Consider the following 26,411-nt stretch of genomic DNA (forward strand, 5'->3'; position numbering starts at 1 on the left):
GGCGAGACAGCAGAGCGTGCGAGAGCGGGTCCAGCGGCGAACAGCGGCAACGCGGGTGCCCTATGCTGGATTTCGCCGGTAACCCACTCCTGCACCGAGCGCATCAGGTTTCGGACACTTCGCTTGCTGCCACTGTTGCCTTGCGGGACGCCTTTTTCTCCTGCACCACGATATAGAACTCCTCGCCGTGCTTGACCGCACCATACAATACGGCCTTTTCGATCAGTTCATTGCCACGCAGGTGGCGCAGCATCATCGGGTCCTTGCGCAGGTCGCGGTACAGCGCCAGGCACAGCAGTACCATCACCACCACGAACGGCAGGGCCACGACGATGGTCAGGTTCTGCAGCCCGGTCAGCGCTTCGCCGGGCGCGCGCGGGTCGCCAATGGCCAGCATGATCGCCGCCACCGTACCGGTCAGCGCGCCCCAGAAGATCACCGTGCGCCGCGATGGGGTGGTAGTGCCGTGCTCCGACAGCGTGCCCATGACCAGCGAGGCGGCGTCGGCACCCGAGACGAAGAAGATGCCCACCAGGACCATCACCAGCACCGAGGTCGCCGAGGCCAGCGGATAGCTGTCCAGCAGCTGGTACAGCGCATGGTTGCTGTTGACTGCACCATTGGCCAACTGGAAGGCGCCCTCGCGCAGGGCCTCGATGCCCGCGCCGCCGAAGATGGTGAACCACACCAGGCTGACCAGGCTCGGTACCAGCAATACGCCGGTAACGAACTGGCGGATGGTGCGCCCGCGGCTGATACGGGCAATGAACATGCCGACGAAGGGTGTCCAGGAGATCCACCAGGCCCAGTAGAACACGGTCCAGCCGGCCAGCCAGCTGTTCATCTGCTCACCGCCGCTGGCGTTGGTGCGGGCCATCATTTCCGGCAGCAGCTTGATGTAGATGCCGATCGAGGTGGGCAGCAGGTTGAGCATCAGCAGGGTCGGGCCGACCATGAACACGAACGCCGCCAGCACCAGCGCCAGTACCATGTTGGTGTTGGACAGCCACTGGATACCCTTGCCGATGCCCGAGACCGCCGAACTGACGAAGGCAATGGTCAGCAGGGTGATGACCGAGATGTAGAACAGCTTGCCGGGGTTTTCGATCCAGCCGTTGTATTCCAGGCCGCCAGCGATCTGCAGGGCGCCCAGGCCCAGTGAAGCGGCCGAGCCGAACAACGTGGCGAAGATCGCCATCATGTCGATCAGGCGGCCCAGCGGGCCGTTGGCATGCTTGCCGATCAGCGGCCGGAAAGCCGCGGAAATCAGCTGCGAGCGGCCACGGCGGAAGGTGCCGTAGGCAATCACCAGGCCGACAATGGCGTACATGGCCCAGGGGTGCAAGGTCCAGTGGAACAGCGTGGTGGCCATGGCCACCTGCATAGCTTCGCTCGACTGACCGCTGGCCGACCCTGGCGGTGGTGACACATAGTGCGACAGGGGCTCGGCAACGCCGAAGAACATCAGGCCGATACCCATGCCGGCACTGAACATCATCGCCACCCAGGACACCGTGCGGAATTCTGGCTGCTCACCGTCACGCCCCAGCGGCACCCGGCCGTAGCGGCTGGCGGCCAGCCACAGCACGAACACCACGAACAGGCTGGAGGTCAGCACGAAGAACCAGCCGAAGTTGAGAATGACCCAGGATTGCGCGCTGGAGGCGCTGCTGGCCAGGCTGGCCTGGTTGAGGAAGCCCCAGAGGACGAAAGCGATTGCCAGCAGGCTGGTGAAGCCAAAGACGATCCAGTCGAGCTTGCCCTCGAAATGCCGGTCCTGGCGCGCTTCTGCGGTTTTCGAGGGGTCCGTCACGCCAAGGTCGAGCGTTTCGGTGATGTGTTCCTTTGCCATGTATGTTGGGGCCCTTTTCTGGCTTACCTGCCGGCGCAGGCTTGTTGTGTGTGGGCTACCGAGTTGGAGCACTCGCCTCGGCGGGAAACTGCTGGCGCGATTATCCTGCGCAGGAAATGCCGGCACCTGTCCCGATAGCGCCGCGGGGCGTCCATTACGCGACCTGGCAAATACTTTTAGTTCTGGGGGTAATGGCCCTTTCTGCTTCGCGTTCTGGTACCCTGAAGGGCATCACCCGGGCCCGCACATACGAGCACCGTAGAAGCGCTGCTGCTTGCGGGCCTGGCCGTACCAGGAAACGGAGATTCGTCAACATGGCCACTGACCGTGTGAGCCTGATTCATTTCGATAAATTGAGCATGAGCCCTGCCGCTGCCGATCGGTTCCAGAAAGCCCTCGACGCGCTGGAAGCGCTCAAGCTGCAGGACCGTTACGTGTACCTCATCGCTCCTTATCTGGGTGATATCGCTGACGCCTCCGACCGTGAGCAACTGGCCACCGCCCTGGAGCAGGGCTTGCGCGTGGTCGACGAGCTGCTGGCGGCCAGGTCGGTCAGCAAGGTCAAGGCCGAGGACGTACGCCAGGTGTTCCAGGGCGCGGCCGAACAGGCGCGGGCAGCCATGCCTGGCTGAGTGAGGCATGGCCAAAGACATCGACAACCCTTGTGTCGCGCTGTGCCAGTTGAATAGCGAGCTGTGCGTGAGCTGTGGCCGCACCCGCGACGAGATCCGCAAATGGCGGGGCATGAAGCGCCCCGAGAAGATGGCCACCGTGCAGCGGGCGGCAACGCGCATGAAAGCTATCGCCAAGAAGGCGGCCAAGCGGCAGAATGCCGACTGAACCTGCGTATCCTGCACGCGTCCCTTCCTGTTTTGTTGTCTGACGAGCCTGAAATGGATTCTCACTCGCTGTTAGCCTTTACCCTGGTCGCGGCCATCGCGATCGCCAGCCCTGGCCCTGCCACCCTGATGGCCATCAACAACAGCCTGGCCCACGGCCAGCGCAGCGCGATCTGGTCGTCGCTGGGCAATGGCTCGGGCCTGTTCTGCCTGTCGGCTGCCGCCATGCTCGGGCTTGGCGCACTGCTGGCCAGTTCTGAAATGCTCTTCAACGCCGTGAAGGTCCTGGGCGCCGGCTACCTGTTCTACCTGGGTGCGCGGCAGTTGCTGAAAACCAGCCCGATGCTGGCACAGGGCGGTGCAGAAGTGGCGGCCAAGGTGCGGCCCACACCGCTGAAGTTGTACAAGTCGGCGTTCTTCACCGCAGTCACCAACCCCAAGGCGACCATGTTCTTTACCGCGCTGTTCCCGCAGTTCATCGACCAGGGTGCAGCGTTGCTGCCACAGTTCCTGATCCTGACCGGGATTTTCGTCGCGTTGTCGCTGGTTTCGCTGAGCCTGTATGCGGCACTGGCGGCACGCGCCAAGGGTGTACTCACCCGGCCATCGCTATCGCGCTGGGTAAGCCGGGTGGTGGGCACCACCTTTATCGGCTTTGGCGCGGCGATCCTGGCGATGCGGCGGCAAGGGGCGTGAAGTAGGGGTGATGTGCGAGCAACCCCTTGGTTTCGCCACCGCTATGCTGGCCGGCAGCGTTTTGCCGGCCTGTGTCGTGCTGGCCGATAAACGGCCAGCCTGTTGCCTGCCCGTGGTCCAGACTGTCCATGGCGTGCACAGCGGGTTGCTGCAGCCGACCGAGGGTTGTCGATGATCGAACGTCGCTTACGCCACGCCTTGCGGCTGTTGCCGTGCCTGTTGCTGCTGCCCATGGTGGCGGTAGCAGGCGAAGCGTGCCAGCGGCTGACAGCCACCGGCAATGCCGAATACCCGCCCTACCTGTGGCGTGACCCGCAGAACCCCCGGCAACTGATCGGTGCCAATGCCGACCTGCTGAAGTACCTGGGCAAGCAGCTGGGGCTGGATATCGACGTGATTTACGCTGGGCCATGGTCGCGCGCGCAGGAAGAAGTGCGTACGGGCCGCATCGACCTGATGGCCGGGTATTTCCTGACCCAGGCCCGCCAGCAGCAGATGGACTTCATCTTCCCGCCGTTCCTGCATACCCCGAGCGTGGTCTGGGTGCGCCAGGACAATACCTTCTCCTACCGGCAATGGGCCGACCTCAAAGGCCGTAAGGGTGGCACGCTGGTCAGCAACAGCCATGGCCAGCAGTTCGACGACTATGCCAGGGCCAACCTCACCCTCGAAGCTGTACCCGGCGCCAGGCAGGCGTTCGAGAAGCTGTTGCACAAGCGCAGCGATTACGTGGTGTACGAGCAGTACCCTGGCATGGCACTGGTGCGCAGCTTGGGTATCGCGGGGACGGTACAGGTGCTGGAGCCGCCGATTTCCAGCGAAGGGCTGTACCTGGCGATGTCGCATCACTCGCCCTGCAACCAGCCCCGATTGCGCGAAGCGCTGGCGCGGGAGATGGAAAAGATCGTGGCCGGGGCGCTGCCTGAACAGCTGCTGCAGCAGAACCTGGAGCGTTGGCAGTAACCGCCTGCCGCGTTGGCTACAAGGACCGTGCCAGCTGTTCGGCTTCCTTGGCCCGGGTCACGCTTAGCGCGCCGGGCAGGCTGACGGCGTTCTTCGCGGCGAGGAGCTCGGCCATCACGCTGACGGCGATCTCCGCCGGTGTCTTGCTGCCGATATAAATACCGATAGGGCCGTGCAGGCGCTGCAGCGATGCTTCGCTTTCGCCGAAGTGTTCGATCAGGCGCTCACGGCGCAGTTGGCTGTTGCGCCGCGAGCCAATGGCGCCGATGTAGAACGCCGGGCTGTGCAAGGCTTCCAGCAGCGCCAGGTCGTCCAGCTTGGGGTCGTGGCTGACGGCGACGATGGCGCTGCGCAGGTCCGGGGCGAAGGCGCGTACCACGTCGTCCGGCATACCGCTCAGGCGGGTGACGCCGGCAACATTCCAACCGGCCGTGTACTCGGGGCGTGGGTCGCACAGGGAAACACTGAAACCGTTGAACAGGGCCATGGTCGCCAGGTATTCGGCCAGCGCACCGGCACCGATCAGCAGCAAGCGGTAGCCGGGGCCGAGGGTGTTGCACAGGCGCTGGCCATCGAAGCTGAACAGCTCGGGCGTGCGGGTGGCGGTGAGGCTGGCTTCGCCGCTGCGCAGGTCGAGGTCGCGGCGCACCAGGTTGCCGCTGTCGAGGCTGGCCAGCAGCTGTTCCAGTTGCGCCAGCGACGGGGCGAACTCCAGCACCAGTTCGAGGGTGCCGCCGCAGGGCAGGCCGAAACGGTGGGCGTCGTCGGCGCTGACGCCATAGCGCACCACCTGCGGCCGGCCTTCAGGCATTCCCGGTCCGCCATTGGCGCTGGTGTAGCGGTGGATGAGGTCGTCTTCGATACAGCCGCCGGAGACACTGCCGACTACCCGGCCATCGCTGCGCAGGGCCATCATCGAGCCCACTGGGCGCGGTGATGAGCCCCAGGTGCGCGCGACCGTGGCGAGCAGGGCACGGTGACCGGCGGCGAGCCAGTCGCGGGTGGTGCGCAGGACGAGCAGGTCGATGCTTTCCATGGGGACTCCATTAAACCTGATGTTGGCTGTGCCGGCCTCTTCGCGGGCTTGCCCGCTCCCACAGGGACCCCACAGTCCTGACGGGCGGCGCCATACCTGTGGGGGGGGGGGCGGGCAAGCCCGCGAAGAGGCCGGTACAGGCATTACCCATTTCAGCGCATGTGCAAAATGATCGGGCTACTGCTGGCCGGGTCGGTATGCCCGCGCAACTTGCCCACCGCCTGCGCGTTCACCGCACCGCCATTGTTCCCCCAGGCACTGCGCACGAAACCCAGCACATCAGCAATGTCCTGGTCGCTCAATTGCTCACGGAAGGCCGGCATGCGATAGGCATCGGGCAACCCGGCCGTCACCACCCGTTGCGAACCATTGAGGGTGATATTGATCGCCGAGGCGGCTTCCTTGGCCAGTGCCGAAGTAGCGCCGGCCAAAGGTGGCATCCACTCGGCCTGGCCCTTGCCATCCAGGCCGTGGCACGACGCACAGCGAGTTACATAGGTAGGCGCCCCAGGGCTATCGAGCCGTGCCGCTGCCGATTCGGCCTGGTACTGCCACGGCGCACCATCGCGTTGCGGGTCGCCGGGCAGCGACTTCAGATAGCGGGCGATGGCGGCCAGGTCGTCGTCGCTCATGAACTGCGTGGAGTTGTTGAAGGCCTCGGTCATCGAACCGAATACCACGGCGTGGCGGTTGCGCCCGCTCTTGAGGAACTGCGCTATTTCCGCCTCGCTCCAGCGCCCCAGCCCGGTATTGTGGTCGGCGCGCAAGCTCGGTGCATACCAGCCATCGAGCAGGGCACCGGCGAGGAACGGCTTGCCACTGTCATCCAGGGCCTTCTCGTTGAACGCCAGGCCGCGCGGGGTGTGGCAGCTGCCGCAGTGGCCAGGGCCCTGGACCAGGTAGGCGCCGCGGTTCCACTGTGCATCCTTGCCGGCCTGGTCGGCGTACGGTGTGCTGGTGGCGAACAGGCCGTTCCACACGGCGATGGGCCAACGCAGGTTCAGCGGCCAGGGAATGTCGCCGGGCTGGTTGGCCTGCGCTACCGGTTGCACGCCGAGCATGAAGAAGGCGTACAGCGCCTTGACATCGTCATCGCCAAGCTTGGCGTAGGACGGGTAGGGCATGGCCGGGTACAAGCGCCGGCCACCGGGCGCGACGCCGTGGCGCACGGCGCGGTCGAAGTCGGCCAGGCTGTAGCGACCGATGCCATTGTCGCGGTCGGGGGTGATGTTGGTGGCATGAATGGCGCCTAGCGGGGTGGCCATCTTCAGCCCGCCGGCGAACGGCTTGCCGTCCGGCACGCTGTGGCAGGCCACGCAGTCGCTGAGCCGGGCCACGTATTCGCCACGGCTGACCAGCGCCGGGTCGGCAGCCGTGGCCTGTTCGCCGGTAAACGGCGAAACGGGCTCGCGGGTGACATACCAGGCCAGCAGGCCTGCCGCGACCAGGCACGGCAACGCCAGCCAGCCAGCGGTTCTTGCGAAACGATGGGTCATGCTACGTCCTTGTGCGCTCAGCTGAAGGTATGGCGGCTCAGCGGCAGGCTGCGCACGCGCTGGCCGGTCAGTTGCGCGACCGCGTTGACCACTGCCGGGGCGACGGCGGGCAGCGGTGGCTCGCCGATACCGCCCATCTTCGCCCCGCTCTCGACGATACGCACATGCACCCGGGCCATGCGCGAGGGCGGCAGGATCGGGTACAGGTCGTAGTTGCGCGCGCGTGGCTTGCCGTCGACGTACACCGCTTCTTCCAGCAGCGTCTGCGACAGGCCCAGGGCGACGGCGCCGTTGACCTGGTGCTCGATGATTGCCGGGTTGACGATGCTGCCTGGGTCGATGGCCTGCCAGATGTCGTGCACCTTGACCTGGCCATTCTCGATCGACACCTCGGCAATGACCGCCGCCTCCGAGCCGAACGGCGAGGCCATGGCCACGCCGCGTGCGCGCTTGCTGCCGTCCTCGGCAGTGAACGGCCCACGCTTCCAGCCGCCGGACAGTTCGGCAACCGCCTGCAGCAGGGTGGTCAGGCGCGGGTTGTCGCGCAGCAGGTGCAGGCGCAGTTCGAACGGGTCCTTGCCGCCCTTGTCGGCCAGTTCGTCAAGGAACGACTCATAGAAGAAGTCGTTCAGCGAGTTGCCCACCGAGCGCCAGTAGCCAAGCATGGCCGGGCCTTTGACGTAGACCTGGGCGATGCGTTTGTTGGCGATGGCGTAGGACTTGCCCGACAACCCTTCCAGCGCAGTCGGGTCGAGCTTGTCGCCCTGTTTGCCGGCGAGGGCTTCGGTCGGGCCTTCGGTGGCGCTCACGGCCTCGAGGGCTACCGGCAGGCCGTCGGCATCCAGCCCGGCACGCAACTTCACCACCGCCACCGGGCGCAGTACGTCACGCAGGAACTCTTCCTCGCGGCTCCAGATGAGCTTCACCGGGCGGCCGACCGCCTTGGCCAAGGCAATCGCCTGAGGGTAGGGGTTGGCCGAGTCGTAGAGGAAGTGGCGGCCGAAGAAACCGCCCAGCAACGGCGAATGCAGGGTGATCTGTGCCGGGGCCAGGCCGGTGCGCCGGGCGATGTCGTCACGGAACATGTCTGGCGCCTGGTTGGGTAGCCACACCTCCAGCGAACCGTCGCCATTGAAGCGCGCCAGTGCCGAGGGTGGCTCAAGCTGGGCATGGTTGAGGTACTGGTTGTGGTAGGTCGCCTCGACGCGGGTCTTGGCACTGGCCAGCATGCCGGCTACATCGCCCTGGTTTTCGTCATCACGGGCCGGGCCTTTGACCGAGGCCAGGTGCTCGCGCCAGCCGTCGCTGGAGAAGTCGGCCGGCATTGGCCGTACCGGGCTGTCGGCGGCAGGCTCCTGCCAGTCCACCTGGATGGCTTCTACTGCGCGCTTGGCGTGCCACCAGCGCTCGGCAACCACCGCCACGGCACCAGGCAGCTGATGCACCGAGTGTACGCCTTTCATGGCCTTGACCTGCTCTTCATTACGCAGGCCACCGACGGTCATGCCCAGGCGTGGCGCGTGCTGCACGGCAGCATGGAGCATGCCGTCGACCTTGACGTCGATGCTGTACACGGCCTTGCCGGTGGATTTGTCATAGGCATCCAGGCGGCGTACCGGCTTGCCGATCCAGCGAAACTGGCTGGGGTCGCGCAGTTTGACGCTGGCCGGGTCGGGTACCGGCAGGTCCATGGCCCGTGCGGCCAGTTCACCATAGGGCACGGAGCGCCCGCTCGTAGTATGTACCACGTTACCCGGCGTGGTGGTGAGCTGCTCTAGCGGCACGCCCAGCTGCTCGGCGCCTGCCTGCAGCAGCATGGCGCGGGCGAGGGCACCCAGGCGGCGCATGGTCGGGTAGCTCATGCGTACCGACATGCTGCCGCCGGTAATGCGCATGCCGTTTTCCATCACTACATAGGCTTCCCCAGGCGGCGCGCTGTCGACCACGAACCGGGCCGGGTCGACATCCAGTTCTTCGCCGACGATCTGGGCCATGGCGGTGAAAGGGCCTTGCCCGCCTTCCATGAACGGGCTGAGCAGACGCACCGTGCCGTCCGGGCGGATCTCCAGGAAAGCTGGCACTTGGGTACCGCGTTCAGCGCTGGCTGCGGCCGCTGCCTGCACGCGGGCCGAGCCCATGGGCAGGCCAAAGCCAAGCACCAGAGCCCCGACAGCGGTACCGGCGAGGAAGCGCCGACGCGACAGGTTGAGGGTCGCGCCGTGCTGTAACTTGAGCAGTTCTTCTGCGGGTGTATCGACGGGCGTGCGCATCAGGCCTTCTCCCCTTGGGCCAGGTCATGCATGGCGGCATGGATGGCGTTGTAGGTGCCGCAGCGGCACAGGTTGACCATCGCCGCATCGATCTGCGCGTCAGTGGGCCTGGGCGTGTGCTTGAGCAGTGCGGTGGCCGCCATCACCTGGCCGGACTGGCAATAGCCGCACTGGGCAACCTGGTGCTCGACCCACGCCGCAACCACCCGCTTGCCGACAGCGTCGGCCTCGATCGCCTCGATGGTAGTCACCTCACGCCCGACCACACCGGCCACTGGCGTGACGCAGGCGCGCACCACATTGCCGTCCACCAGCACTGAACAGGCGCCACACTGGGCCAGGCCGCAGCCATACTTGGTGCCGGTCAGCCCCAGGTCGTCGCGGATCACCCACAGCAAGGGTGTATCAGCGTCTGCCTCGACCTGGTAGGTCTTCTGGTTGATGCGTAGTTCCATGGTTCACCTGCCCGTCAACGGTTGCTGTCGCTGTGCTTTTGCTGATCGGGGAATACGCTGTTCCCCAGTCCGGAAACGCTAGCACAGGGGGCTTACCGCTGGTCGGCTGCAAGGGCCAGGTTCAGAGGATCAGGCAAGTAATTCGGCGGAATGCGCAAGCTGGTCGCGCAAACAGGACTTCCACCGTGAAAACCCGGATAATGCCGGCCACTTTCGTTTTGCACGCTTAAATCACGGTAATCCCGCATGGAAATCAAGGTCAATTTTCTCGACAATCTCCGTCTCGAAGCCAAGTTCGACGACTTCACGGTGATCGCCGACCAACCGATCCGTTACAAGGGTGATGGCTCGGCCCCGGGGCCGTTCGACTATTTCCTGGCGTCCTCGGCCTTGTGCGCGGCTTACTTCGTCAAGCTGTACTGCCAGACCCGCAACATCCCGACCGAAAACATTCGCCTGGCGCAGAACAACATCGTCGATCCGGAAAACCGCTACAACCAGATCTTCAAGATCCAGGTCGAGCTGCCCGAGGACATCTCCGAGAAGGACCGCCAGGGCATCCTGCGTTCCATCGACCGCTGCACCGTGAAGAAGGTGGTACAGACCGGCCCCGAGTTCGTCATCGAAGTGGTCGACAACCTCGATGCCGATGCCCAGGGCCTGTTGATGCCGGTGGCGGACACCAGCACCTACATCCCCGGCAAGGACCTGCCGCTGGAACAGACCATCGCCAACATGTCGGGCATCCTCGCCGGGCTGGGGATGAAGATCGAGATCGCTTCGTGGCGCAACATCGTGCCCAACGTGTGGTCGCTGCACGTGCGCGACGCCCAGTCGCCGATGTGCTTCACCAACGGCAAGGGCGCGACCAAGGAAGCCGCGCTGGCCTCGGCGCTGGGCGAATTCATCGAACGCCTGAACTGCAACTTCTTCTATAACGACCAGTACTGGGGTGAGGACCTGGCCAACGCGCCGTTCGTGCACTACCCGAACGAGCAATGGTTCAAACCGGGCCCGCGGGATGCGCTGCCGGTCGAGATCCTCGACGAACATTGCCTGGCCATCTACAACCCGGACGGCGAGCTGCGCGGCTCGCACCTGTACGACACCAACTCGGGCAACACGGCCCGTGGCATCTGCTCGCTGCCATTCGTGCGCCAGTCCGACCAGCAGGTGGTGTACTTCCCGTCCAACCTGATCGAGAACCTGTTCCTCAGCAACGGCATGAGCGCCGGTAATACCCTGGCCGAGGCGCAGGTGCAGTGCCTGTCGGAAATCTTCGAGCGGGCGGTGAAGCGCGAGATCCTCGAAGGCGAGCTGTGCCTGCCGGATGTGCCGCAGGAGGTGTTGGCCAAGTACCCGGCGATCGTTGCCGGCATCCAGGGCCTGGAGGAGCAGGGCTTTCCGGTACTGGTCAAGGATGCTTCGCTGGGGGGCGAATTCCCGGTCATGTGCGTGACCCTGATGAACCCGCGTACCGGCGGTGTATTCGCCTCGTTCGGTGCCCACCCGAGCCTGGAAGTGGCGCTGGAGCGCAGCCTCACCGAACTGCTGCAGGGGCGCAGTTTCGAGGGCCTGAACGACCTGCCGCAGCCGACCTTCGAAAGCCACGCGCTGACCGAGCCGAACAACTTCGTCGAGCATTTCATCGACTCCAGCGGCGTGGTGTCATGGCGCTTCTTCAGCGCCAAGGCCGACTTCGAGTTCGTCGAGTGGGACTTCTCTGGCCATGGCGAGGACTCCAACGTGCAGGAGGCCGCGACCCTGTTCGGCATCCTCGAAGACCTGGGCAAGGAAGTGTACATGGCCGTGTACGACAACCTTGGCGCCACCGCCTGCCGCATCCTGGTGCCGGGTTACTCGGAAATCTACCCGGTGGAGGACCTGATCTGGGACAACACCAACCGCGCCTTGTCGTTCCGCGCCGATATCCTCAATTTGCACAGCCTCGACAACCGCGCCCTCAAGCTGCTGCTCAAGCGCCTGGACAACTGCGATGTCGATGACTACACCACCATCACCACGCTGATCGGCGTCGAGTTCGACGAGAACACGGTCTGGGGCCAACTGACCATTCTGGAACTGAAGTTGCTGATCTGCCTGGCCGTGCAGCGCTTCGAGGATGCCAAGGAACTGGTCGAGGCGTTCCTGCAGTTCAACGACAACACCGTCGAGCGCGGGTTGTTCTACCAGGCAGTGAACGTGGTGCTGGAAGTGTTGCTGGATGACGAACTGGAAATGGACGACTACGAGGCCAACTTCCGGCGTATGTTCGGCGACTCGCGCATGGACGCGGTGTTGGGCTCGGTCGATGGCAGCGTGCGCTTCCATGGCCTGACCCCGACCAGCATGAAGCTCGAAGGCCTCGATCGCCACTTGCGTCTGATCGAAAGTTATAAAAAGCTGCATGCGGCTCGGGCCAGGCTGGCCTGATCATGCGTTACTGACGGATATCGCCGGGGGCCGCTTTGCGGCCCTTCGCGACACAAGGCCGCTCCCACAAAGCGCGCGCTCGTATATATCGGTTTCAGATAGCCGCTATCCCCAATCTGTCTTGTCGCTTCGCCTGCCAGGCGCGTAGCGTTTTGCTGTCATTCCCCTCAACCCATGGCGCGTTGACCGCCAGAAGGAACTCGGCTGCGCGCCTTGAAAGGCGCAGACCATGAATACTTCCCTGGATACCAATGCTCTGAAAGCCAGACAGCAAGCCATATGGGCCAGTGGCGACTACGCAGTGATCGGTACCACCCTGCAAATCGTCGGCGAGCGCCTGGCCGAGGCCTGTGACTTGCGCTGGGACGAGCAGGTACTGGATGTTGCCGCCGGCAACGGCAACGTCACCCTGGCCGCGGCCCGACGCGGTTGCCGCGTTACCTCCACCGACTATGTGCCGGAACTGCTCAAGCGCGGCGAAGAGCGGGCGCGAGCCGAGCGCCTCACGGTGGTGTTCCAGACTGCCGATGCCGAAGCATTGCCGTTTGCCGATGGAGCCTTCGATGTGGTGCTGTCCACCTTCGGCGTGATGTTTGCCCCCGACCAGGCCCAGGCCGCACGCGAATTGAGCCGTGTGTGCCGGCCCGGTGGCAGGATCGGCCTGGCCAACTGGACCCCGCAAGGCTTCGTCGGGCAGATGTTCAAGACCCTTGGACGGCATGTGCCGCCACCTGCCGGGGCCTTGTCACCCGCGCGTTGGGGCGATGAGGAGCAGTTGCGCGTGCTGTTCGAAGGTGCGCTTGGCGGGTTGCAGGTCAGCCGCCAGCTGTTCAACTTCCGCTATCGCTCGGCGGCGCATTACCTCGAGGTGTTCCGCACCTGGTTCGGACCGATGCGTACAGCCTTTGCCTCGCTGGAGCCGGAGGCGGCTGCGGCGCTGGAGCGTGACCTGACGGAGTTGTTGAATGCTTGCAATGTGGGCGGCCCTGCGTCGTTGGTCGTACCGGGCGAATACCTGGAGGTGGTGATCACTCGCGGCCGTTAGCAGGGGTCCTTGGAGTCAGCGCGGCCCCCAGTTGGGTTCGCCGTGAGGAGGAACTTGTCTGAGCCGTGATCCGTGAAGTGGCGCAGGGACCTTGGTTGCGGTTCATCCATGCTCAGTTCTTGCACTTGGCCATGACCACCTGGCACGTTCTCGGTGAACCCCCCGACCGGCTGGCATAGCGCACGCAGTTATCCAGCGATTTCTTGCGGGCAATGCTCAAGGTATCGCCCCATGCCAGGCCACCTTCGCCAGTGGTAGGGACGGCTTTGGCGAAGCAGTTGGACCCAATTGTGCGTGCCGCATGGTTGGTCTTGCCGGTCTTGCTGGAGCAACCGGCCCCGAGCACCAGGCTGAGGGCCAGCAGGGTGGCCAACGCCCAGGGCGGACGCGGGCGAATCGGGTTGCTGCTCATCGCTTGTCTCCTTGCGCCAACGCCTCGCAGCATAGGCCATTCAAACCAAACGGTGAACTATCGCCTTGTCGAGAGGCTCCTTTGCTAGGCGCGCCCCGTGCACGCCTGGTGGCCATGCCATCAGTCCTTGGGTCACTGAATGAAAAGGAGGCACCGTGACCGTATCCGAGCAAACCTTCTACCGCTGTACACCCGGCCCGCTACATGCCTTGCTGCTGTCCGGCAGCGTTCCGTTGTTCCTCGCTGCGCTACTCAGCGATATCGCCTACTTCAACAGTTACCAGATCCAGTGGAGCAACTTCGCCGCCTGGTTGATCGCCGGCGCCCTGGTGTTCTGCGGGTTGGCGCTGTTGTTCGCGTTGGCCAACCTGATCCGTGCCGAGCGCAAGCGTGGCCGGCCGACGTTGTACTTCGTTCTGCTGCTGGTGACCTGGGTACTGGGCCTGGTCAATGCGTTCGAACATGCCAAGGACGCCTGGGCGGTAATGCCCTCCGGGCTGGTGCTGTCGGTGATCGTGAGCGTGCTTGCGACAGTGGCTGCCTTCACCGGTTTGAGCGGCCTGCGCTCGGGAGGTGCAGCATGAAGCTTGTGCCTGCGTTGAGCCTGTTGAGCATGGCGCTGCTGCTGGCTGCTTGTGGGGGTGATGGCGAGCCGACCCAGGCGCTTGGGCCTGACCCGAAACTGCCAGCGCCACAACGTGGCCTGCTGCCGAGCATGAAGATCGCCCAGCCGGCAGCCTGGGGTGAGCAGAAGCCGACGGTGCCTGAAGGCTTCAGCGTCACCGCCATTGCCACTGGCCTGAAGATCCCGCGGCAGACCCTGGTGTTGCCCAATGGCGATATCCTGGTTGCCGAGGGCCGCGGTGGCAGCGCGGCCAAGCTCAAGCCCAAGGATGTCATCGCCAGCCAGATCAAGGCCAAGGGCAATACCCAGGTCACGGGTGGCAACCGCCTGACCTTGCTGCGCGATGCCGACGGCGACGGTCGCTACGAGGTGCAGTCGGTGTTTGCAGAAAACCTCAATGCGCCGTACGGCCTGGCCTTTGCCGACGGCAAGCTGTACGTGGCCAACCAGGATGCCCTGGTGCGCTTCGACTACCAGGACGGCCAGACGCGGGCCGATGGCCCGCCAACCAAGGTCACCGACCTGCCCGCCGCGATCAACCACCATTGGACCAAGGCGCTGACGATCAGCCCGGATGGTCGTTACCTGTATGTGGGCATCGGTTCGAACAGCAACATCACCGAGCGTGGGCTGGAAGTGGAGATCGACCGGGCCATGGTCTGGCAGGTCGACGCTGCAACCGGCGCGCACCGGCCCTATGCCACTGGCCTGCGCAACCCGACGGCGCTGGCCATCCAGCCGCAGACCGGGCAGTTGTGGGCGGTGGTCAACGAGCGCGATGAACTCGGGCCTGACCTGGTGCCGGACTACCTGACCTCGGTGCGTGAAGGGGAGTTCTATGGCTGGCCTTACAGCTACTGGGGGCAGAACGTGGATGAGCGGGTACGGCCGCAGAACCCGGAAAAGGTAGCGGCGGCGATCAAGCCGGACTACAGCCTCGGTTCGCACGTGGCGGCATTGGGCGTGGCCTTCTCCATCCCGGCCATGGGCGAGCGCTTCGCCGACGGCGCATTCGTAGGTGAACACGGCAGCTGGAACCGGCCCAACCCGGTCGGCTACAAGGTGATCTTCGTGCCGTTCAGCAATGGCAAGCCGGCAGGCGAGCCGATCGACTTCGCCACAGGCTTCCGGGCTGAGGATGGCAAGACCCGCGGACGGCCGGTGGGCGTGACGGTGGACCCGCGTGGTGCGTTGATCATTGCCGACGACCTGGCCAATACAGTCTGGCGGGTAACGCGCAACCGCTGATGGTGCAGGCGACAGGAGCGGCCTTGTGTCACGAAAGGCCGCTCCTGCACAGGGCGCGAGCTGCTTGTCCCGCGATCAGAAGCGGTAGTTGAAGCTGGCTTCCAGCGTACGCGGTGCGCCTGGGGTGATCAGGTCCACCGAACCGTGCGCAGCGGCATAATAGTCGCGGTCGAACACGTTCTTCAGGCGCAGCGCGGCATCCCACTGCGGCACGCTGTAGAGCAGCGCGGCGTCGAAGGTGGTGTAGCCTGGCATCACCACCACGTTGTCCAGCGCGGTATAGCGCTCGTCGACATAGTTGGCACCGGCGGCCACACGCCATTGCGGGGTCAGGGTACGCACCAGCCAGACGTTGGCGCTGTTGCGTGGCGTCAGGGTTGGGGTCTGGCCTTCGTTGGCCACGCCATTGGTCTTGCTGTTGGACTTGGTGATCTCGGCGTCCAGGTAGGCGTAGCCGGCGTAGATCTGCCACTTGTCGCTCAGTTGGCCGCTGACGGTGGCTTCGAAGCCGTCGGTGCGCTGCTCGCCAGCCAGCACGGTGAGGTTGGGGTTGGCCGGGTCGGCAGTCTTCATGTTGGTGCGCTCGAGGCGGAACACCGCTGCTGTCACCGCCAGGCGGCTGTCGAGCAGGTCCCACTTGGCGCCGAGTTCGTAGTTGGTGGTTTCTTCCGGTTCCAGGTGCTGGTTGCTCGGGCTGACCGCGAACACCTCGCCCGAAGGCTGGTAACTGCGGCTGACCGAAACGTAGTAGGACTGGATGGCATCTGGCTGGTAGACCAGGCCGGCGCGCGGGCTCCAGGTCTTGTCGGTGCGGTCGAGGTCGACATTCTGCGCGCGGTCGTCGTCATACTCCTGGCCAAAGATGTCATAACGTACACCGACCAGCGCTTTCCAGTGCTCATTCAGCTCGATCATGTCCTGAACGTACAGGCCAGTGGTCTGCTGGAAGTTGGTGCCCTTCGACGACAGGTTGGCGGCATGCTCCGGTACCGCCACCAGGGCGTCGCGGTACACCGGCACCTGGGCCACGTTGCTCTGGCTCAGCACCCGCTGGTGCTTGTCCTGGAAGCCAACCTCCACGCCATACAGCAGGTTGTGCTGCATCCCGGCCAGTTGCGCCTGTTGCTTGAGCTCGGTCTGGTTGAACATGCCGTACTCGTCACGGGCGACGTTGCCGCGGTTGAGCTTGACCAGCAGCTCGCCATTCGGCGCAGTGACGAAGCGCGTCGGGCTGCTGTCGGCGAGGGTGTTGTTGCGGTCCAGGTCGTAGCGGTAGTAGCGGCTGGTGTTGGTCAGGGTCAAGTCGTCATTGATGCGGTAATCCAGGCTTGCGGTCAGCGAGAACACTTCGCTGCGGGCATAGTCCTGGTCGGCATCGCCGGAACCGAAGCGCTTGTCACGGTGCACATCCACCGGGCGGTTGCCCAACGCCGGGATGCCGAAGTCGATCAGGCGCTTGTCGTACAGGTAGGTGGCGCCCAGGTTCAGTTCCAGGTCGTCGGAGAGACGGAAGTAGGCCGATGGCGCGATGGCCTTGCGGTCGATGTAGCCGTCATCGCGGAAGGTGTCGCTGTCTTCGAAGGCGCCGGTCACGCGGTAGGCCTGGTTGCCCTGCGGGTCGGCCCAGCCACTGTCGAACTGGGTACGGCGCTTGCCCTCGCTGTCGAAGCTCATGCCGACTTCGCGCTTGGGCGTGAAGCTGGGTTTCTTGCTGATGCTGTTGATCAGCCCACCTGAAGAGCCACGGCCATACAGCACGGCGGCGGGGCCCTTGATGACCTCGACCCGCTCGATATTGGACAGGTCGCGGAAGTACAGCGCGTCGTCGCGCACACCGTCGATGTACATGTCGCCAATGGCGCTGAAGCCACGAATGGTCACCTGGTCGCGCTGGCCGTCGCCGTTGGACAGACCGACGCCAGGCACATTCTTCAGCACGTCTTCCATGGACTGCGCGCCCTGGTCCTTGATCACGCTTTCCGGCACGACGTTGACGGTTTGCGGGATGTCGCGCAGCGGGGCGTCTATCTTCAGGGCGCTGCGGCTTTCACCGGCCTTGTAGCTTGGTTGCTCGTAGGCGCTGGTGACGGCGGTAGCGGGCAAGGCCAGGGAACCCTGCGGCTCAGGTTGAACGGCCGCGTGGACAGCAGGCACAACCAGAATGCCCAGCATGGAGAGCGATGCTGGGGCAACAGACTTTTTTGCCATTACAGGTGACTCTTTGTTGTATTTGAGAGTGCGAATAGTAATGATTTGTAAACGTAAAGCAAGTGTAAAGAATTCGCATTTACTCTTGCAATGCTGAGCAGGTCCACTGCGCGAAGCGTGCGTCGAAAGGGTTGTCAGGCAGGTCGGCTGACAGTGGCTATGCTTGTCAGCGCGTGAACAGTTTGCGCAACCATCCGGTCTTGATTACAGGGAAGCAGGCCTATGAATCCAATCCGCTCCATCGCTCATGCTGTCGCTCTGGCCACGCTGGCCTCCGCTGCCAGTTTCACCGTGCACGCCGCGGGTATCCCCATCGGCAGCGAGGCGCTGGAAAGTCACGTCACCACGCAAGTCACGGCCATTGATCTGGCCAATCGCCAAGTCACGGTGAAAGGCCCTGATTCGAGGAAGGATGTGACCTTCCAGCTGACGGAAAAGGCCAAGGCGCTGCCCAACCTCAAGGTGGGTGACCAGGTCGATATCTATGTGACACGTGCGGTGGCCTACGTGTTGAACCCGGAAGTGGGCGGGGCGCCCAAGGCGACCGACGAGTCCGGTACCATCCGCGCCACGGCGGACAATCCCAACCCCGGTGGCGAGGCGTTCCGCCAGGTCAAGGTCACCTCGCAGATCAAGAAGATCGACCTCGAGCAGCATGAAGTCAGCTTGCTGCCACCGGAAGGCAAGCTGCAGGTGGTCAAGGTCGAGAACCCCGACCTGCAGGCACGCATGAAAAACCTCAAGGTCGGGCAGACCGTCGACGCTATCTACACCGAAGTGCTGCGCGTCGAAACCTCACGCTGATCTCCACTAGCGCCGACCTCGGCTGCTGCCGGGGTCAGGCTTCGGCTGGCGCGGGTCGGTATCCGCCACGATGCCGTGCAGGCCGGATGGTGTTGTTGAAACCGCCGTAACACCCAGTCAGGGCGGGCTTTTGCCGGCATCCTTGAGCCCGTTGGCGACCGAGTCCCTGGGGCTCGTAGCCCATGCATGCAACGAATAGTGTGCGTGCAGCATTTCGATTTCCATCAGTTTCGCGGATTGCACATCATGGCCGCATCCATCCATACGATGAGGAAGACGGTCGTGGTCAGTAAATCGATGTTGCTGCTGGCATTACCCGTGGCCCTGGCGTTGCTTGCCGGTGCCGTGTTGCCGTTCCAGGCTGCCGGCAACGCCGCCGTCGGGCGTGCACTGGGGCACTGGTTGTGGGCGGCGTTCACCTCGTTGACAGTGAGCTCACTGGTAGTGATTGCTGCGTTGCTGTTGCTCAGGGTGCCGGCGCCCGACCTCGGCAAGGCCCTGCAAGGGCCTTGGTGGCTGTGGATCGGCGGTGTACTGGGAGCCCTGTACGTGGCCGGCGCGGCAGCGCTGACACCGAGGCTGGGCGCCGCGGGATTTCTGGTGTTGGTCGTGGCGGGGCAGATCATCACGGCGGTGGTCGCCGACCACTTCGGGTTGATGGGGCTGGGCGGCAAGCCACTCAGCCTGGCCAGGGTGGCTGGCGTGGTGCTGATCCTGCTGGGTGTGCTGCTGGTGCAGGGCAATTGGGCGGCGGGCGCACCGGCCAGCACCGCGGTGGTTGCGAAGCAGCCGGAGGGCTGATCAGGGCTCTGGCTGGCTGCAGGCCCGCACGGTTTCGCGCAGCCAGCGGTGCCCCGGGTCGTTGTTCTTGCGAATGTGCCAGGCTTGCTGGTAATCGAATGGGGCGATGGTCAAGGGTGGGGTGAACTGGCGCAGCGTTGGATGCTGCTGCAGCGAACCTGCTGCCCGCCGCGCTACGGTAAGGATCAGGTCGGTACCGGCCAGCACTTCGACGGCTGCACTCCAGTGGGGCAGCGCCAGTGCAATGCGACGGCGCAGCCCCAGCGCGGCCAGTGCGCGTTCGATCTCATCGAAAGCATCCGGGCGCATTGCCATCAACACATGCGGGCGGGCCAGCCAGTCCTCCAGGGCCAGGCCACCGCTGGCGGGCAGTACCTGGCAATCGGCGACGCTGATGAAGTCGTCGGCAAACAAGGCCTCGGTAGTGATTTCTTCGGGTGGGGCGGGGAACAAGCCCATTGCCAGGTCCAGTTCGCCATCGAGCAATTGCGCCAACATGGCTTCGCGGCTGGCCTGGCTGATGGCCAGGTCCACTCCCGGGGCGACCTGGCGCAGGTGCCTCAGCAGGGGCGGCAGGATGATGCGAGACGCGTAGTCCGACAGCGACAGGCGGAAGCGGCGTTGGGCCTTGGCCGGGTCGAATTGCGGGGCGGCCAGCAGGCCGTTGAGGGTGTTCAAGGCGTCCTGCAGAGGCCCGACCAGCGATTGGGCGCGGCTGGTCAGGACCATGTGGCCATGCTGGCGCACCAGCAAAGGGTCGTCGAAATGCTTGCGCAACTGCGCCAGCGCATGGCTGACCGCAGGTTGGCTACGGTGCAGGCGCAGGGCAGCACGGGTGACATGCTTTTCGCATAGCAAGGCGTGCAGGGCCAAGAGCAGGTTGAGGTCTATCTTGCGCAGTTCATCCATGGGGCGAATTGCCTGGGGCCTGGGCTACGGGGGCGACCAGCTTAACAAATGCCGATGCTGATGCGGGGCCGCGGCGTAACTCCCAGACCAAAGTTGGCGCCCTCTGACTAACTCCTGCGTAGCATTAAGTATGATATGTAACCTGTTGATATATATGGGTTCAACGTCTTGCTACGGCATGCTGCACACACTGCTCGTAGTAGGTCTGCCTGATCGCCGCCGGCTTGAGCCGCGAGCGGCTGTTATAGGTCTGCTCGGTAATCCCGAAGGCGGTCATGCGCATCCACGGTTTGGCGAACTTGCGTACCTGTAGCTTCTTGCGGGTGGCATACAGCGTTACCCCGGAAAGCTTGGCCTGCTGGGCTTCGGCGGCGATCTGCGCGCCCCAGTCGCACGTGTGGCGATCGTTCTGGCTCAATGCCCGTGCATGAGCGCCGAAAGCGAGCGTGGCCAGCAGGCAGCCGGCCATCGTGGCTAGAATTACGCGCATGTTGCTGTCCTAAATATCTGAAGGAGCAGGAAGTTTGCCTACGCTTGAGCGAACCAGGGGCCAGCAATATGCCGTCAGTGCGTGGCCCTGTGCAGCGCCGGGCCGTGCAGGCGAGAAATACCGCACCGTATGTATGTGATCGTACAACTGCTTGCGCTATGATGAGCGCTGTCTTCCAAGGTGAAACACAGCGTAATGACAGAGCAGCAGGTACAGGCAAGGACCCGGCGCAAGCCGCGCAGTCTGGCCCAGGAACTGGTCACGGTGCTGACCGAGCGCATTCGCAGCGGCCAGCTCAAGCGCGGCGACAAGCTGCCGACCGAATCGCAGATCATGGCCGAAGAGGGCGTCAGCCGCACGGTAGTGCGTGAGGCAATCTCGCGGCTGCAGGCCGCCGGGCAGGTCGAGACCCGCCATGGTATCGGCACCTTCGTCCTGGACGCGCCGGCCACGGGTGGCTTTCGCATCGACCCGGCGACCGTCGTCACGCTGCGTGAAGTGCTGGCGGTGCTGGAGTTGCGCATTGCCCTGGAGATCGAGTCGGCAGGCCTGGCAGCGCAGCGTCGCAGCGACGAACAACTGGCCGGCATGCGTGCGGCGCTGGATGAAATCAACGAAGGCGCGGCCCACGCCAGCGATGCGGTGTCAGCCGACTTCCAGTTTCACCTGCGCATTGCCCAGGCCAGCGGCAACCACTATTTCGCCGACATCATCAACCACCTGGGCACCAGCATCATCCCGCGTACCCGGCTGAATTCGGCGCGCTTGGCGCATGATGACCAGGCGCATTACATGAGCCGGCTGATGCATGAGCACGAAGCGATCTACGAAGCCATCGCGCGGCATGACAGCGAAGGGGCCAAGATGGCCATGCGCATGCACCTGAGCAATAGCCGCGAGCGTTTGCGCCAGGCCCATGCCGAGGCCGAGGCGCAAGGGGCCTGAACCCCTGCTGGCAGCGCCGGCCTGTTCGCCGGCACGCCGAATGAAAAGCCCCGCCATGCGCGGGGCTTTGTTGTTTCGGGCAACCGGTCAGATCGGCCCTTCACGCCATTGGCCATTCACCAGCCGACGCAGCCCCAGCGGGTTGTCATCGCGCAGTGCTGCGGGCAACAGGGCCTGCGGGTAGTTCTGGTAGCACACCGGGCGCAGGAAGCGGTCGATGGCCAGGGTGCCGACCGAAGTGCCGCGCGCATCCGAGGTTGCCGGGTAGGGCCCGCCATGCACCATCGCATCACATACCTCGACACCGGTCGGGTAGCCGTTGACCAGAATCCGCCCGACCTTTTCTTCCAGCAATGGCACCAGCCAGGCAAAGGCCGCGAAGTCTTCGGGCTCGCCGATCAGCGTCGCGGTCAGTTGCCCGCGCAGGCCGAGCAGGGCGCTGCGCAATTGCGCGTTGTCCTGCACTTCGACGGCCACGGTGGTGGGGCCGAACACTTCTTCCTGCAGCAACGGGTCGGCTTCGATCAGCAAGCGGGCATCGGCCTTGAACAACTGCGCACGGGCCTGGCTGCCTGCCTGAGCCTGGCCGGCCAGGTGCTGGATACCGGCATGGGCCTGCAAATGCTCCAGGCCAGCAACGTAGCTGCGCAAGCCTGCGGCGTTGAGCAGGGTCTGGCCGGCTTGCTGAGCCAGGTGGTGGCCAAGCTCGGCCAGCAACTGGCTGTACTGCGGCGACTGCAGGCCGATGACCAGGCCCGGGTTGGTGCAGAACTGGCCAGCGCCGAGGCAGACCGAACCCGCCAGGTCGCGGGCAATCGAATCACCACGCTTGGCCAGGGCGGCCGGCAGGATGATCACTGGGTTGATACTGGACATTTCGGCGAACACCGGGATCGGCTGCGGGCGTTCGGCGGCCATGCGGCACAGGGCGTCACCGCCTTTCAGCGAGCCGGTGAAGCCAACCGCCTGGATCGCTGGGTGCTTGACCAGCCACTCGCCTACGCCGCCACCGAAGACCATGTTGAACACGCCCTTGGGCATCCCGGTGCGCTCGGCGGCGCGCTGGATGGCGCAGGCCACCAGGTCGGCCGTGGCCATGTGGCCGCTGTGGGCCTTGAACACCACCGGGCAACCGGCAGCCAGGGCGGCGGCGGTGTCGCCCCCGGCGGTGGAGAAGGCCAGCGGGAAGTTGCTGGCGCCGAACACCGCAACCGGGCCGACGCCGATGCGCATCTGGCGCAGGTCTGCGCGTGGCAACGGCTGGCGCTCGGGCAGGGCAAGGTCGATGCGCGCACCGAGGAAATCACCGCGGCGCAATACCTGGGCGAACAGGCGCATCTGGCCACTGGTACGGCCGCGCTCGCCGTGGATACGTGCGGCGGGCAGGGCGGTTTCGCGGCAAACGATGCTGACGAAGGCGTCGTCCAGCTCATCCAGTTCGGCGGCAATGGCGTCGAGGAACTCGGCGCGCCGCGTCGGGGCCAACTGGCGGAATTCGGCAAAGGCCGTCGCGGCAGCCTTGGCAGCCTGGTCCACTTCGCCTTCGGTAGCCTGGAAGAAATTGTATGGCAGCGCCTCGCCAGTGCTGGCGTCCAGGCTCTGCAGGCGCTGTTGGCCCGCGGCGCTGCGCTGGCCGGCGATGAAGTTGTGGCCGAGGATTTCAGGCATGGGGTGCTCCTGTGGGCTTTAGGGGAAAAGTGGAACGCATTCGGGGCGCAGCCCTGTTGGAGCGGGTTTATCCCGCGAACAACCCAACGCGATGGATGGCACCGGCTGCGCCGGTGATCGCGGGTGAACCCGCTCCTACAGGGGTGGTGAACTAGCGGACGTCCGAGCAACCTCGGGGCATCAGGTAATCGGCGCCGGGTTGAACAGGGTGATGTCGTTATGCAGGCGGTGCTGCTCGGCCCAGGTCCGCTTGCGGCCGCTGGCCACGTCCAGGTAGTAGTGGAACAACTCCCAGCCCAGCGCTTCGATGGTCGCGCGGCCGCTGGCGATGCGCCCGGCATCGATGTCGATCAGGTCGGGCCAGCGCTGGGCCAGCTCGCTGCGGGTGCAGACCTTGACCACCGGCGCCATGGCCAGGCCGTAGGGCGTGCCGCGGCCAGTGGTGAACACATGCAGGTTCATCCCGGCGGCCAGTTGCAAGGTGCCGCAGACGAAGTCGCTGGCCGGGGTGGCGCAGAAGATCAGGCCTTTGCGCTTGACCCGCTCGCCCGGGCCAAGCACGCCCTGGATGGCACCGCTGCCGGACTTGACAATCGACCCCAAGGCCTTCTCGACGATGTTCGACAGGCCGCCTTTCTTGTTGCCCGGTGTGGTGTTGGCGCTGCGGTCGGCGGCGCCCTGTTGCAGGTAACGGTCGTACCAGTCCATCTCACGGATCAGCGCATCGGCGACGTCCTGGTCTTGCGCGCGCGAAGTGAGCATGTAGATCGCATCGCGCACTTCGGTCACTTCCGAAAACAACACGGTGGCACCGGCACGAACCAGCAGGTCGGCGGCGTAGCCCAGCGCCGGGTTGGCGGTAATGCCGGAGAAGGCATCGCTGCCCCCGCACTGCATGCCCAGGATCAGCTCGCTGGCCGGTACGCTTTCGCGGCGGCGCTGGTCGAGTTTTTTCAGGCGGGTTTCGGCCAGTTGCATGATCTGTCCGATCATCTCCGCAAAGCCCAGGCTGGCGTCCTGCAGGCGGTACAGCCATGGCTCGCTGAGGTCCACCGAGGGATCGTCGGCGTGCATCACCTGGTCGGCCTGCAGCTTTTCACAGCCCAGGCTGATGACCAGGGCTTCGCCGCCCAGGTTGGGGTTGCGTGCCAGGTTGCGCAGCGTGCGGATCGGGATGTAGGCATCGCGCGCGTTGATCGCCACGCCGCAGCCATAGCTGTGGGTGATGGCGACCACGTCATCGACATTTGGGTAACGGGGCAGCAGCTCGCTGCGAATGCGCTTGACGGCATGCTCCAGCACGCCAGCCACGCACTGCACGGTGGTGGTGATGCCAAGTATGTTGCGGGTGCCGACGCTGCCGTCGGCATTGCGGTAGCCTTCGAAGCTGAAGCCTTCGAGCGGCGGCAGCGGCGGCGGAATGGCATCGCAGCGCGGCAGGCTGTCCAGCGCCGGGGCGGCCGGCATGGCCAGCTGGCGCTCCTGCACCCAGCTGCCCTGGCGCAGGTCTTCCAGTGCGTAGCCGATCACCTGCCCATAGCGGCGCACGGGTTGGCCCTTGGCAATGGCCACGGTGGCCACCTTGTGGCTTTGCGGCACGCCTTCGACCAGGGTCAGGCCGTCGGCGAAGCGGGCGCCTTCGCCCAGGCCGCCGGCATTGACCACCACCACGACATTGTCGTCAGCGTGCAGGCGGACGTAGCGGGGCGAGTCGGAATGTTCGATCAACTGCATGTGCGGGCCCTATCTGTAAGGTTCTCAGGCTTTTGTACATCCGCCTGCGCCGGGGGGCCGACACAGGCGTGCTCAGTCAGTGCTGCGAGCTGGCCAGTTCGCCGCTGGCGGCTGGCCCGGCGTCAGGCTTTGGGGTTTCGCGCAGCTCGATGCGCCTGATCGGGCCGACGATGACCAGGTAGCTGAACACCGCCACCAGGGCATTGGCGCCTACGTACACCAGCGCCCACTTGAACGAGCCGGTGGCGCTGATGATGTAGCCGATGACGATCGGCGTGGTGATCGAGGCGATGTTGCCGAAGGTATTGAACAGACCGCCCGACAGCCCGGCGATCTGCTTGGGTGAGGTGTCGGCGACTACCGCCCAGCCCAATGCACCGATGCCTTTGCCGAAGAACGCCAGGGTCATGAAGCCGACCACCATCCATTCGCTATCGACGTAGTTGCAGAACACCATGCTGGTCGACAACAGCAGCCCGCAGACAATCGGCAGCTTGCGCGAGAAGGTCAGCGAGTTGCCGCGGCGCAGCAGCCAGTCGGAGATCACCCCACCGAGCACGCCGCCGATGAAACCGCAGACCGCCGGCAACGAGGCGATGAACCCGGCCTTGAGGATGGTCATGCCGCGCTCCTGCACCAGGTACACCGGGAACCAGGTGAGGAAGAAGTAGGTAATGGCGTTGATGCAGTACTGGCCCAGGTACACCCCCAGCAGCATGCGGCTGGTCAGCAGTTGCCTGACATAGCCCCATTTCGGGCCGTCGCTGCCGCGCTTCTGGTCCATGTCCACAAGGCCGCCATTGTGCTCGATATGTTCGAGTTCGGCCGGGCTGATGCGCGGGTGCTGGCGCGGGTTGTAGATGGTCTTCAGCCAGACCATGGAGAACACGATGCCCAGTGCGCCCATGACGATGAACACGTGCTCCCAGCCGAAGCTGAACACGATCCAGCCCATCAGCGGGGCGAACAGGGCCGTGGCAAAGTATTGCGCCGAGTTGAAGATGGCCGAGGCGGTGCCGCGTTCCTGGGTCGGGAACCAGGCCGCGACGATGCGGGCATTCCCCGGGAACGACGGGGCTTCGGCAAAACCGACCAGGAAGCGCAGGGTGAACAGCGTCACCACCGCCCAGGCCACCGGCAGGCCACCGACAAAGCCCTGCAGCAGGGTGAACAACGACCAGGTGAAGATGCTGAAGGCATAGACATTCTTCGAACCGAAGCGATCGAGCAGCCAGCCGCCTGGAATCTGCCCGGCCACGTAGGCCCAGCCGAAGGCAGAGAAGATGTAACCCAGGGTGACGGCATCGATGCCGAGGTCTTTCTGCAGGCTGGAACCTGCGATGGCAATGGTGGCGCGGTCGGCATAGTTGATCGTGGTCACCAGGAACAGCATGAACAGGATCAGGTAGCGCACATGCGTCTTTTGGCTCGCTTGCATGCTGGCAATACTCCCACTAGTTATTTTTGTGCGGGCTCATGAAG

Annotated in this window: 23 protein-coding genes; 11 read left to right on the forward strand and 12 right to left on the reverse strand. The window is 64.6% G+C overall.

Annotated elements, in window-relative coordinates:
- Positions 1-103 precede the first annotated feature (103 nt).
- Positions 104-1,852: a BCCT family transporter gene (locus ACLEJP_RS01800; protein ID WP_440804030.1), complete on the reverse strand. Its 1,749-nt coding sequence runs from the start codon at positions 1,850-1,852 to the stop codon at positions 104-106.
- Between the two features lie 314 nt (positions 1,853-2,166).
- On the opposite strand from ACLEJP_RS01800, the gene ACLEJP_RS01805 reads away from it, so the two are divergent.
- The 4 genes from ACLEJP_RS01805 to ACLEJP_RS01820 all read left to right on the forward strand — a co-directional run bounded on the left by ACLEJP_RS01805 (position 2,167) and on the right by ACLEJP_RS01820 (position 4,350).
- A complete protein-coding gene (locus tag ACLEJP_RS01805) occupies positions 2,167-2,484 on the forward strand; it encodes a hypothetical protein (protein ID WP_440804031.1) in 318 nt (105 codons plus the stop codon).
- A 7-nt stretch (positions 2,485-2,491) separates the two neighbouring features.
- Positions 2,492-2,692 (forward strand): DUF1289 domain-containing protein, encoded by a 201-nt coding sequence (locus tag ACLEJP_RS01810; RefSeq protein ID WP_225777466.1) that lies wholly within the window; start codon positions 2,492-2,494, stop codon positions 2,690-2,692.
- A gap of 53 nt (positions 2,693-2,745) precedes the next feature.
- A complete protein-coding gene (locus ACLEJP_RS01815) occupies positions 2,746-3,387 on the forward strand; it encodes a LysE family translocator (protein ID WP_440804034.1) in 642 nt (213 codons plus the stop codon).
- Between the two features lie 171 nt (positions 3,388-3,558).
- Positions 3,559-4,350 (forward strand): substrate-binding periplasmic protein, encoded by a 792-nt coding sequence (locus ACLEJP_RS01820; RefSeq protein WP_440804036.1) that lies wholly within the window; start codon positions 3,559-3,561, stop codon positions 4,348-4,350.
- Positions 4,351-4,366: 16 nt separating this feature from the next.
- Here the strand turns inward: ACLEJP_RS01820 and ACLEJP_RS01825 are convergent, their stop codons facing one another.
- The 4 genes from ACLEJP_RS01825 to ACLEJP_RS01840 all read right to left on the reverse strand — a co-directional run bounded on the left by ACLEJP_RS01825 (position 4,367) and on the right by ACLEJP_RS01840 (position 9,607).
- A complete protein-coding gene (locus ACLEJP_RS01825; RefSeq protein WP_440804038.1) occupies positions 4,367-5,386 on the reverse strand; it encodes an XdhC family protein in 1,020 nt (339 codons plus the stop codon).
- A gap of 152 nt (positions 5,387-5,538) precedes the next feature.
- Complete coding sequence (locus ACLEJP_RS01830; RefSeq protein ID WP_440804041.1) at positions 5,539-6,882, reverse strand: c-type cytochrome; 1,344 nt, start codon at positions 6,880-6,882, stop codon at positions 5,539-5,541.
- A 17-nt stretch (positions 6,883-6,899) separates the two neighbouring features.
- Positions 6,900-9,152, reverse strand: a complete 2,253-nt coding sequence (locus tag ACLEJP_RS01835) for a molybdopterin cofactor-binding domain-containing protein (RefSeq protein WP_440804043.1) — start codon at positions 9,150-9,152, stop codon at positions 6,900-6,902.
- Positions 9,152-9,607, reverse strand: a complete 456-nt coding sequence (locus tag ACLEJP_RS01840; protein WP_296232002.1) for a (2Fe-2S)-binding protein — start codon at positions 9,605-9,607, stop codon at positions 9,152-9,154. Before ACLEJP_RS01840 ends, ACLEJP_RS01835 begins: the two co-directional genes overlap by 1 nt.
- A gap of 246 nt (positions 9,608-9,853) precedes the next feature.
- Between ACLEJP_RS01840 and ACLEJP_RS01845 the strand changes: the two genes are divergently transcribed.
- Both ACLEJP_RS01845 and ACLEJP_RS01850 read left to right on the forward strand, forming a co-directional pair.
- Positions 9,854-12,040: an OsmC domain/YcaO domain-containing protein gene (locus ACLEJP_RS01845; RefSeq protein WP_440804046.1), complete on the forward strand. Its 2,187-nt coding sequence runs from the start codon at positions 9,854-9,856 to the stop codon at positions 12,038-12,040.
- Positions 12,041-12,269: 229 nt separating this feature from the next.
- Entirely contained in the window at positions 12,270-13,085 is an 816-nt protein-coding gene (locus ACLEJP_RS01850; RefSeq protein ID WP_440804048.1) for a class I SAM-dependent methyltransferase, read from the forward strand.
- A gap of 112 nt (positions 13,086-13,197) precedes the next feature.
- Here the strand turns inward: ACLEJP_RS01850 and ACLEJP_RS01855 are convergent, their stop codons facing one another.
- A complete protein-coding gene (locus tag ACLEJP_RS01855) occupies positions 13,198-13,497 on the reverse strand; it encodes a hypothetical protein (RefSeq protein WP_440804051.1) in 300 nt (99 codons plus the stop codon).
- Between the two features lie 155 nt (positions 13,498-13,652).
- Here ACLEJP_RS01855 and ACLEJP_RS01860 point away from each other — a divergent pair, with 155 nt between their 5' ends.
- Positions 13,653-14,081, forward strand: a complete 429-nt coding sequence (locus ACLEJP_RS01860; protein ID WP_440804053.1) for a DUF2231 domain-containing protein — start codon at positions 13,653-13,655, stop codon at positions 14,079-14,081.
- Positions 14,078-15,370, forward strand: a complete 1,293-nt coding sequence (locus ACLEJP_RS01865) for a PQQ-dependent sugar dehydrogenase (protein ID WP_440804056.1) — start codon at positions 14,078-14,080, stop codon at positions 15,368-15,370. Before ACLEJP_RS01860 ends, ACLEJP_RS01865 begins: the two co-directional genes overlap by 4 nt.
- 75 nt (positions 15,371-15,445) lie before the next feature.
- Here the strand turns inward: ACLEJP_RS01865 and ACLEJP_RS01870 are convergent, their stop codons facing one another.
- Positions 15,446-17,578, reverse strand: a complete 2,133-nt coding sequence (locus ACLEJP_RS01870; RefSeq protein ID WP_440804058.1) for a TonB-dependent receptor — start codon at positions 17,576-17,578, stop codon at positions 15,446-15,448.
- Between the two features lie 222 nt (positions 17,579-17,800).
- Here ACLEJP_RS01870 and ACLEJP_RS01875 point away from each other — a divergent pair, with 222 nt between their 5' ends.
- Both ACLEJP_RS01875 and ACLEJP_RS01880 read left to right on the forward strand, forming a co-directional pair.
- Positions 17,801-18,382, forward strand: a complete 582-nt coding sequence (locus tag ACLEJP_RS01875; protein ID WP_440804060.1) for a hypothetical protein — start codon at positions 17,801-17,803, stop codon at positions 18,380-18,382.
- A gap of 282 nt (positions 18,383-18,664) precedes the next feature.
- Positions 18,665-19,183 carry a DMT family transporter gene (locus ACLEJP_RS01880; protein WP_440804063.1) on the forward strand — a complete coding sequence of 173 codons (519 nt, stop codon included), beginning with the start codon at positions 18,665-18,667 and terminating at the stop codon, positions 19,181-19,183.
- On the opposite strand, the gene ACLEJP_RS01885 is transcribed toward ACLEJP_RS01880, so the two are convergent.
- Positions 19,184-20,092, reverse strand: coding sequence for a LysR family transcriptional regulator (locus ACLEJP_RS01885; RefSeq protein WP_440804064.1), 909 nt, complete (start codon positions 20,090-20,092; stop codon positions 19,184-19,186).
- A 160-nt stretch (positions 20,093-20,252) separates the two neighbouring features.
- Positions 20,253-20,582: a hypothetical protein gene (locus tag ACLEJP_RS01890; protein WP_440804067.1), complete on the reverse strand. Its 330-nt coding sequence runs from the start codon at positions 20,580-20,582 to the stop codon at positions 20,253-20,255.
- Positions 20,583-20,777: 195 nt separating this feature from the next.
- On the opposite strand from ACLEJP_RS01890, the gene ACLEJP_RS01895 reads away from it, so the two are divergent.
- The gene (locus ACLEJP_RS01895) at positions 20,778-21,527 is read left to right on the forward strand and encodes a FadR/GntR family transcriptional regulator (RefSeq protein WP_440804069.1); all 750 of its coding nucleotides are present in this window, start codon (positions 20,778-20,780) and stop codon (positions 21,525-21,527) included.
- Positions 21,528-21,614: 87 nt separating this feature from the next.
- Here the strand turns inward: ACLEJP_RS01895 and ACLEJP_RS01900 are convergent, their stop codons facing one another.
- The 3 genes from ACLEJP_RS01900 to ACLEJP_RS01910 all read right to left on the reverse strand — a co-directional run bounded on the left by ACLEJP_RS01900 (position 21,615) and on the right by ACLEJP_RS01910 (position 26,367).
- Positions 21,615-23,195, reverse strand: coding sequence for an aldehyde dehydrogenase (NADP(+)) (locus tag ACLEJP_RS01900; protein ID WP_440804071.1), 1,581 nt, complete (start codon positions 23,193-23,195; stop codon positions 21,615-21,617).
- A 180-nt stretch (positions 23,196-23,375) separates the two neighbouring features.
- Positions 23,376-24,929, reverse strand: coding sequence for a galactarate dehydratase (garD, locus tag ACLEJP_RS01905; protein ID WP_440804074.1), 1,554 nt, complete (start codon positions 24,927-24,929; stop codon positions 23,376-23,378).
- 76 nt (positions 24,930-25,005) lie between these two features.
- Positions 25,006-26,367, reverse strand: coding sequence for an MFS transporter (locus tag ACLEJP_RS01910; RefSeq protein WP_440804076.1), 1,362 nt, complete (start codon positions 26,365-26,367; stop codon positions 25,006-25,008).
- Between the last annotated feature and the right edge of the window lie 44 nt (positions 26,368-26,411).

Source organism: Pseudomonas sp. SMV7, assembly GCF_052041995.1.
GTDB lineage: Bacteria > Pseudomonadota > Gammaproteobacteria > Pseudomonadales > Pseudomonadaceae > Aquipseudomonas.

Coding starts and splice junctions, on each gene's coding strand:
- ACLEJP_RS01845 (WP_440804046.1), top strand. CDS start 9,854: ATGGAAATCAAGGTCAATTTTCTCGACAATCTCCGTCTCGAAGCCAAG.
- ACLEJP_RS01820 (WP_440804036.1), top strand. CDS start 3,559: ATGATCGAACGTCGCTTACGCCACGCCTTGCGGCTGTTGCCGTGCCTG.
- ACLEJP_RS01810 (WP_225777466.1), top strand. CDS start 2,492: ATGGCCAAAGACATCGACAACCCTTGTGTCGCGCTGTGCCAGTTGAAT.
- garD (WP_440804074.1), bottom strand. CDS start 24,929: ATGCAGTTGATCGAACATTCCGACTCGCCCCGCTACGTCCGCCTGCAC.
- ACLEJP_RS01835 (WP_440804043.1), bottom strand. CDS start 9,152: ATGCGCACGCCCGTCGATACACCCGCAGAAGAACTGCTCAAGTTACAG.
- ACLEJP_RS01800 (WP_440804030.1), bottom strand. CDS start 1,852: ATGGCAAAGGAACACATCACCGAAACGCTCGACCTTGGCGTGACGGAC.
- ACLEJP_RS01840 (WP_296232002.1), bottom strand. CDS start 9,607: ATGGAACTACGCATCAACCAGAAGACCTACCAGGTCGAGGCAGACGCT.
- ACLEJP_RS01805 (WP_440804031.1), top strand. CDS start 2,167: ATGGCCACTGACCGTGTGAGCCTGATTCATTTCGATAAATTGAGCATG.
- ACLEJP_RS01815 (WP_440804034.1), top strand. CDS start 2,746: ATGGATTCTCACTCGCTGTTAGCCTTTACCCTGGTCGCGGCCATCGCG.
- ACLEJP_RS01885 (WP_440804064.1), bottom strand. CDS start 20,092: ATGGATGAACTGCGCAAGATAGACCTCAACCTGCTCTTGGCCCTGCAC.
- ACLEJP_RS01900 (WP_440804071.1), bottom strand. CDS start 23,195: ATGCCTGAAATCCTCGGCCACAACTTCATCGCCGGCCAGCGCAGCGCC.
- ACLEJP_RS01825 (WP_440804038.1), bottom strand. CDS start 5,386: ATGGAAAGCATCGACCTGCTCGTCCTGCGCACCACCCGCGACTGGCTC.
- ACLEJP_RS01890 (WP_440804067.1), bottom strand. CDS start 20,582: ATGCGCGTAATTCTAGCCACGATGGCCGGCTGCCTGCTGGCCACGCTC.
- ACLEJP_RS01830 (WP_440804041.1), bottom strand. CDS start 6,882: ATGACCCATCGTTTCGCAAGAACCGCTGGCTGGCTGGCGTTGCCGTGC.
- ACLEJP_RS01865 (WP_440804056.1), top strand. CDS start 14,078: ATGAAGCTTGTGCCTGCGTTGAGCCTGTTGAGCATGGCGCTGCTGCTG.
- ACLEJP_RS01875 (WP_440804060.1), top strand. CDS start 17,801: ATGAATCCAATCCGCTCCATCGCTCATGCTGTCGCTCTGGCCACGCTG.
- ACLEJP_RS01910 (WP_440804076.1), bottom strand. CDS start 26,367: ATGCAAGCGAGCCAAAAGACGCATGTGCGCTACCTGATCCTGTTCATG.
- ACLEJP_RS01850 (WP_440804048.1), top strand. CDS start 12,270: ATGAATACTTCCCTGGATACCAATGCTCTGAAAGCCAGACAGCAAGCC.
- ACLEJP_RS01855 (WP_440804051.1), bottom strand. CDS start 13,497: ATGAGCAGCAACCCGATTCGCCCGCGTCCGCCCTGGGCGTTGGCCACC.
- ACLEJP_RS01870 (WP_440804058.1), bottom strand. CDS start 17,578: ATGGCAAAAAAGTCTGTTGCCCCAGCATCGCTCTCCATGCTGGGCATT.
- ACLEJP_RS01895 (WP_440804069.1), top strand. CDS start 20,778: ATGACAGAGCAGCAGGTACAGGCAAGGACCCGGCGCAAGCCGCGCAGT.